Raw genomic sequence first — 7,247 nt, 5'->3', positions numbered from 1 at the left:
TTGGAATGTCGATTGATATTTAACCCTTTCAATGTCATAAATGTTTGAAATAGTTTTCTCTAATATCGACGTATCCGATTCTTGACTGAACACTTTGATAGTGATCAAGCAGATTAAATAAATTGCTTTTTTCATAATTATGGTACAGTAGAAATATCGCTAATAGTTACTATATTACTATTTAGTTGGCAACTAATGTAAATATATATTTGCATAAGACGCAATCCTATTAATGAAATTTTAACTAATAGCAAGAATACAGCAAGCTATGGATTAGCCAAAAATTTCATCGGCAAAATTTAAATCTAACTTAAAAAAGGAATAATCTTTTTCAGTACCGTAAAACGGCCGTTTTACGGCACTGTTCAAGCACAATCCAAAAATATCCGTCTCCAGTTCCATTTGTCGTTCCATTTAGTAGTTTCGTTAATTAACCTTTTACGGAACTAAATTATGGTAGTAGGATATGCCAGGGTTTCCACCCCTGAACAAAAATTGGAATCACAAATAGATCTGTTGAAAAATAACGGATGTGAAATAATCTATTCGGATATAGCAAGTGGTACTCGGGACGATAGGAAAGGCCTCAATGAAATGCTAAAGTATATGCGAAAAGGGGATACTGTCCTGACCTATAAAAACGATAGGGTATTCCGTTCCCTAAAAAACATGGTAGACCTTATCGATAGGTTCAATGAGTCGGGAGTACATTTTAAAAGCCTTAGCGAACCTGAATTCAACACTACTTCTGCAAACGGCAAGTTTTTACTTCAAATTTTTGCGGCCGTGGCCGAATTCGAACGTAACCTAATAAGTGAGAGAACAAAAGTTGGCCTGAACAATGCCCGTAAGCGCAACAAGCTTTTGGGTAGACGGGGTATGAAGCCCAACGGTGCGAAAACGTACGTTAAGGTATATAACTCATTGTAAACAGGCTACTTATGTGGTTGAAAGTCGGCGAATTTAAACGGTTCTCCTTGCCGTAAACAGTCATTATTCATATAAAACGAACGTCTTTTGGGACATTACGGACACAACCTTGCGAAAACGTACGCTAAGGAATTTTATTTAACGTTTTTTTAAGAGTCTGTAATGGGCGCAATTTCCCTTTCAAGAATTTTTCTTCTATTTCAAAAGAATAATGGCCTAACATATTTATATGTTTAATTATAAGTGGAGATAATCTTTCCAAATCCTCATCATTTAATATAACACCTTTTGTTTCTAGATGTTCAATCGATTTTTGCATGTAGATGGAATTCCACAATATTACAGCGTTTGTTACAAGTCCTAGAGCTCCAAGCTGATTTTCCTGACCTTCTTTGTACCGTTTTCTAATCTCTCCGCGTTGCCCATAGCAAATAGCCCTGGCAACGTTATGCCTACTTTCCCCTCGATTAAGTTGGGTCAATATTCTGCGCCTATACTCTTGGCTATCGATATAATTTAAAAGGTAAAGGGTTTTGTTGATGCGACCAACTTCTTTTATGGCCTTGGCCAAACCTGAAGGTCTGTCACTCTTAAGCAGGGTTTTCATTAGTTCGGAAGCCCTGACCGTTCCTAATTTCAATGACCCGGCCATGCGCAACATATCGTTCCAATTATCTTCTATAAGCTCTGCTTTTACTATGCCTCTCGAAATATCATCGAGAGGTCCATAGTCAGAATCTTTATCGATTCTCCAAAATACTGCTTCTCCGGCATCCGCCAATCTAGGAGAGAACTGATAGCCAAGCAGCCAAAACAGACCGAATACCATTTCGCTTGCACCCGCCGTATCGGTCATAATCTCTGTAGGTACCAAACTTGTTTGTTGTTCCAGCAAGCCATCCAAAATAAACATTGAATCCCTCAATGTGCCTGGTACGGCAATACCATGAATTCCTGAAAATTGATCGGATACAAAATTGTACCAAGTTATTCCACGGCTGGCACCAAAATATTTTCTATTGTACCCGGAATTGATTGTTTGAACAGGCGTTACAAAACGCATACCATCAGCGGATGCTACCATACCGCATCCCCATTTATTGACCAATGAAAGTGTGGATTGGTAATCAACGAGTTTTGCATTTGCCATGGTCAGCGTTTCTTCCCTAAAGTAATTTTGTTTGACCCAATTTAAACGATGTCTGGTCAAAGCAGGAATATTATCCTTGACCAAGGGCTCGATTCCTATATTGCAGGCCTCGGCGATCAGTACGGCACATATACTAACTGTTAGATCTTTGCTTCTGGAACCGGACTCACTCACATGACTGAAAGAATCTATAAAATTAGTATGTCCCTGAATTTCCAACAGAAGTTCTGTAAGATCAACTTTTGGCAATAAGCTACGGATAGATTCTTTTAAAGATATTAAACTATTGGGGTCGACAAGTCCATCAAGTTTCTTAATGGTCAAGGAAGGCTGGTTTCCTGAAATATCTAAACTGACGGAATCGTTGTCTTGAAAATTAGAAGCTACTTTTATATATGTGGCGTTAAGTTCCTTTTCTAAATTATCTACGGACTCCTTTCCGTTTTCAATGTGTCCCAGAGAAGCGCATATTTGACTTTTATTGTTTCTCCAGTAATTTTCCTTGAGCAATTTCATTCTAGGGTCACCCCACCGATCCCCCTGTTTGATATAGATGTCCCTGTGTTTGAGGGCATCTAAAAAATGATTTAAAAAACATATGGTATATCCTTTCTTCGATATCTTACCTTCCTCGTCAGTAATCAATCTTTTCCATAAAGGTGTGATGATATCCGTTGGAGGGTTCTCAAGAAATTCGCTTTTATCATATTGGAGGCTGGCAAGAAAAAAGAATATGTCAAGTAGGTTTTCACCAGAGGGTGCAGCTTCGAACTCGATATCCTCAAATAATCTAGGAAGTATCTTTTTGATTTTCCCATATTGTGCGATCATCTCCTCTAAATAATCGCTGTTTTCTGGACGTGCCAACTCGTTTACCGTGTCCATCGAATTTGCGATCAGGTCTTTAGACACAATCTTGAATATTGATTTTCTAAGTTTCAGATCAGATATTTTTTCATCCAATATAAGTTTGCTTACTTTGGCCAAAATAACCGCAGACCTATCCAAATCCTTTAAAGTACGCAGTCTTTTCTTTTTCCCGATTCGTTTTGCATCATTCACAATAGTAGTCGCCAAAAGCTCTAGAACATCCAAAGCGTCGTCCAATGCCGTAACTTCATATATATTAACAAAGGCTACAAGTACTGCTATGCGCCTTTGCTCCGGCATTCTACCAATTCTGTAAGCGGACGTAATAGATGCGTGTTTTGCAAGTTGCCTTATCTTTATGGGCGGTATCCCTTGAAAATCCAATTCCCCAATTCCTAAGGAACGTAGGCCTTTATAACGCTTCAAGGCTTTTATAAAGGATGTGCTACTTATTCTTACAGGGCCTTTTCGATAATAATCGAACCAAGATGTCTGCATTGGTTCGGAAATTTCCAATAGATCGTTCAGGCTTGATTTTTGGGATAAAGAAGGAAGGTCGGCCAGTTTCTTCCATAAGGTTTCGAATGCCCTTTGACGAATCTCCCCTATTAATCTGGTAAGTGTTGTTGACCCAGGAAGCAAAATTTTGTTTTTTACCAACCAAGATGTTGCCAGATCGAACAAAAGGTTGGGTCTTTCATCACTGATCCATGCCCTCAGATAAAGTAGTCTTGTCAATCTAAAGGACAAATGGCCTTTGGTATACTCTTGATAGTTATAATGTTTCCTGATCAAGGCTCGGTGCTCCCGCTTGGTCGTCTCCCTTTTGCCGTATGACCGTAGTATTGTTATGTTACCGATAGGCAATTGTTCAGCAACAAATTCTTTAACGGTATCAGGAACTTCGGTGAGATCGCTTAAGAATGTTCCCAAAAAACGGACACAGGTCAATTGAAGCGCCACTCCAAACCTATTGGAATTGCCCCTTCGTTTGTAAATAAATTCCAAATCAAGATTATCCAGTGTAAAATATTTGGAAATCTGATTTTCGTTCAGAACTTCCGGGAATTTTCCATAATTTTTTTTCTGCTCTTGGGTTAAAATTTCATTTGACATTGGATGATGGCTAGGTTATTTGTTCAATGTAAGTCTTGTCATTTAAAATAGTGCATTTTGGGTATACCTTTTTCCTACCACTAATTTGTTGGTGCAATAATATTTAAAAACAATGTATATTGCACTATTATTACGAAACCATTTATAATGCACCTATGAGGGTATACGGATATTTAAGGGCATCGACCAAACTTCAAGATGCCGAAAGGGCGAAGAACGAACTTAAAGATTTTGCCGATAAAAAAGGAATTAAGGTCTCTTTCTGGTTTACCGAAAACGAGACAGGTAGCAAATTGGACCGTCCAGAACTGTTTAGGTTGTTGGAAATTACAGAGCCTGGAGATGTACTGCTCGTAGAACAGATTGATAGGATAAGCAGATTGAACGCCAAGGATTGGGAGACCTTGAAATCGGTCATTTCGGACAAGGGCATCAAAATCGTCTCATTGGATCTTCCCACGAGCCACAGACTCATCGACAGTTCGGACGAATTTACAGAAAGGATGCTGTCGGCAATCAATTCGATGCTTCTAGATATGCTTGCGGCAGTTGCCCGTAAAGACTATGAGGACAGGAGGCGTAGGCAGGCACAGGGGGTTCAAAAAGCCAAGCAGCAGGGAAAATACAAGGGTCGCCCCGAGAACATCGAGTTACAGAACAAAATCGAGGGGCTACTAAGAGATGGTAAGAGTTACAATTACATCCAGAACCTACTGGGCTGCTCACGGCATACTATATCCAAAGTTAACAAGCGTATCAAAAAGGCAATTATATGACTTGAAAAGAAGTCAAATTGTCCATGAGTATACAATTTAAATTTTATAATTCCCTTGAACATTTATGTCATTGATCCGAATTTTGCCTCCTCAAGTTTGATTGAATTAAATCGCAATAATATTGTTAAACATTATTGGTACTTTCTAGATTTTTGTCCATATAATCTTGCCATGTGACCAATACATATTTATTCTTCCCATTATGTTTTATAGCCATAAATCCATATTCATAAACAAAAAGATAGATATCTTCTTTTTTGTTTTTCCAATAATGGGTGAAAAAATTAGGATTGAAACCATCTTTCAATAATTCCGTTTTACGTATGGTGGTAAATCCGGACCTGTTGTATCTCTTCAATAATTTCCTATTGGTCTTCAATTGACTATCAACTCTCAAATAGAACTTCTCCTTTTCGCGACGAACTTCATATTGGCTTATTGATTTGCATTTGACCGAACAGAAGAGCTTATCGGACCTACCATTTATTTCGGATTCGCAAATTGGACACTTTTTGAAATTAACCATTTGTAAACGTATATTATATGTATAATATACCCCTTAAATTCTAAAACCTTATTATTATTGTTGTATGAACCCACTAAAGTCCATTACTCTATATCATTTGATGATCAACGATCAAAAGATGATAGGTATAAAATTTGTACCTGATAAGCTTATCCAATCCTTGATCAAAGGCCTACCTGATCCTAAATGGAGCAAACAATATAACATGGCCTACATACCAAATACAAAAGACAATCTTGGGATAGTATTCAATACTTTCAAAGGTAATGTTTGGATAAATTATAATCGATTCCTGACCAATCGCCCAAATAGCCCCAGTAACGAAATTGTTGATATCGAATGGTTCAGGAAAAGAAAGCCTATTCCCGATTATCGGCTCTGTCCTGAAGAATATCTTTTAAAACTTGAGCTAAAACGCTATGCTAATAGCACAGTACGCACCTATGTACACTTCTTTGAAATGTTCATTAATCATTATTCTAAAAAGGATCTTAATACTATTGACGAAATGGATATCAGGACCTTTCTACAACTACTTATTCAGAAAAAAGTCTCCAATTCTTATCTCAACCAGGTCATAAACTCAATCAAGTTTTACTACGAAGTGGTTTTAGGTATGCCCAACAGGTTTTATGAAATTGAACGCCCACGAAAAGAATCCAAGTTGCCAACAGTTATAAGTAAAGTGGAAGTTCTGCAAATCATTGAGAAGGCCAACAACATCAAACACAAGTGTATCATCGAGCTTCTTTACGGTTCTGGTCTTCGCCGCAGCGAGCTGTTGAATCTGAAGCCCACCGATATCGACAGTAATCGAATGTTGGTAAGGGTAAAAAATGGAAAAGGTAGGAAGGACAGATACACCCTGCTATCTAAAACAGCTTTGGAAGACCTAAGAATATACTTTAAGGAATGGAAACCTCGAACCTATTTATTCGAAGGACAAAAGGGTGGTAAGTACACGCCTCAAAGTGTGCTTAAAATTGTTAAGGATGCGGCCATTAGAGCAAAAATAGCACAGACGGTTACGCCACATGTTTTGCGTCATAGTTTTGCTACCCATCTGTTGGAATCTGGTACGGACCTTAGACAGATACAGGTTCTTTTAGGCCATGGATCGAGCAAGACCACAGAAATTTATACCCATGTGGCCACAAATACTTTTAAATTGATTAAAAATCCGTTAGATTAGTATTACGGACAAAAGAGATATAAAGCAACTAGTTGCTTTATACAATTGTTGTAAGTAATTTGCCATCGCTATTGTTCTTTTTGCTGAGGATTACCTGAGTTATATTGTGGATATAAAAAGTCGGAATCTCTAAATGAGGAGAAAAGGATTAAGGTAATATTCGACTCTTTCGGCGGATATTACCCAAGTAGTTCAGCTTTCAGCGTTGAGAGTGCACTCTCAAAACGTTGGAACGTTAAAAACTACTTGTAGAAGGACGGTAAAAATTTTGAGAAAGTCAAATTTTAAGCGGGGTTTTAATTTTTTTCTCTTGATTTAGAGGTCTTTAAGTTCCGTTTTACACTAATCATATTATCTATATAAATTAATATAAAACGGAAGTCCCAGTAAAAAGAGTCTTTATTATTTTCTTATGGCAAACTATGGATGGATATTATTCCTAATTTTAGTGAAAGGTAAAATTAAAATAAAACCACTTACAACAGGTCCTATAAGTAATGTCCTAAAAACAGATCAGCCTGAAAAAGGACACTACTTATAGCCCTGTCGTTACCATACATTTGGTACGTTAAAGGGACATCCTTTACAAAGTTAAAGTCACATAGTTTACACTTTTTTAGGTTATAATTTGAGATCAAAATCAAATTATCATGCCTTGGAAAGAAACAACAACTATGGAACAGAAAA

At 37.5% G+C, this 7,247-nt stretch carries 6 protein-coding genes; 3 read left to right on the top strand and 3 right to left on the bottom strand.

All coding sequences use genetic code 11. From position 1 onward, the window contains the following. Positions 1-273: 273 nt before the first annotated feature. Entirely contained in the window at positions 274-414 is a 141-nt protein-coding gene (locus tag CWD90_RS23140; protein ID WP_157941312.1) for a hypothetical protein, read from the bottom strand. Between the two features lie 39 nt (positions 415-453). Here CWD90_RS23140 and CWD90_RS22665 point away from each other — a divergent pair, with 39 nt between their 5' ends. After that, a complete protein-coding gene (locus tag CWD90_RS22665; protein WP_103478335.1) occupies positions 454-930 on the top strand; it encodes a recombinase family protein in 477 nt (158 codons plus the stop codon). A gap of 124 nt (positions 931-1,054) precedes the next feature. On the opposite strand, the gene CWD90_RS22660 is transcribed toward CWD90_RS22665, so the two are convergent. Continuing rightward, positions 1,055-4,066 (bottom strand): Tn3 family transposase, encoded by a 3,012-nt coding sequence (locus CWD90_RS22660; RefSeq protein WP_103478334.1) that lies wholly within the window; start codon positions 4,064-4,066, stop codon positions 1,055-1,057. A 119-nt stretch (positions 4,067-4,185) separates the two neighbouring features. On the opposite strand from CWD90_RS22660, the gene CWD90_RS22655 reads away from it, so the two are divergent. Continuing rightward, on the top strand, positions 4,186-4,842 hold the full coding sequence (locus CWD90_RS22655) for a recombinase family protein (protein ID WP_239986598.1): 657 nt from the start codon (positions 4,186-4,188) through the stop codon (positions 4,840-4,842). Positions 4,843-4,966: 124 nt separating this feature from the next. On the opposite strand, the gene CWD90_RS22650 is transcribed toward CWD90_RS22655, so the two are convergent. Beyond that, entirely contained in the window at positions 4,967-5,368 is a 402-nt protein-coding gene (locus tag CWD90_RS22650) for a hypothetical protein (protein WP_103478332.1), read from the bottom strand. Positions 5,369-5,432: 64 nt separating this feature from the next. Here CWD90_RS22650 and xerA point away from each other — a divergent pair, with 64 nt between their 5' ends. Continuing rightward, on the top strand, positions 5,433-6,560 hold the full coding sequence (xerA, locus tag CWD90_RS22645) for a site-specific tyrosine recombinase/integron integrase (protein WP_192878063.1): 1,128 nt from the start codon (positions 5,433-5,435) through the stop codon (positions 6,558-6,560). Positions 6,561-7,247 lie beyond the last annotated feature (687 nt).

This window comes from Arenibacter catalasegens, from assembly GCF_002909235.1.
Classification (GTDB): Bacteria; Bacteroidota; Bacteroidia; order Flavobacteriales; family Flavobacteriaceae; genus Arenibacter; species Arenibacter catalasegens.
The sequence above is the reverse complement of the archived record's forward strand: the minus strand, read 5'-3'. Positions and strand labels throughout refer to the sequence as shown.

Bases quoted from the DNA above. Each gene is read 5' to 3' on its own strand.
- CWD90_RS22650 (WP_103478332.1), bottom strand. From the start codon at position 5,368: ATGGTTAATTTCAAAAAGTGTCCAATTTGCGAATCCGAAATAAATGGT.
- CWD90_RS23140 (WP_157941312.1), bottom strand. From the start codon at position 414: ATGGAACGACAAATGGAACTGGAGACGGATATTTTTGGATTGTGCTTG.
- CWD90_RS22660 (WP_103478334.1), bottom strand. From the start codon at position 4,066: ATGTCAAATGAAATTTTAACCCAAGAGCAGAAAAAAAATTATGGAAAA.
- xerA (WP_192878063.1), top strand. From the start codon at position 5,433: ATGAACCCACTAAAGTCCATTACTCTATATCATTTGATGATCAACGAT.
- CWD90_RS22665 (WP_103478335.1), top strand. From the start codon at position 454: ATGGTAGTAGGATATGCCAGGGTTTCCACCCCTGAACAAAAATTGGAA.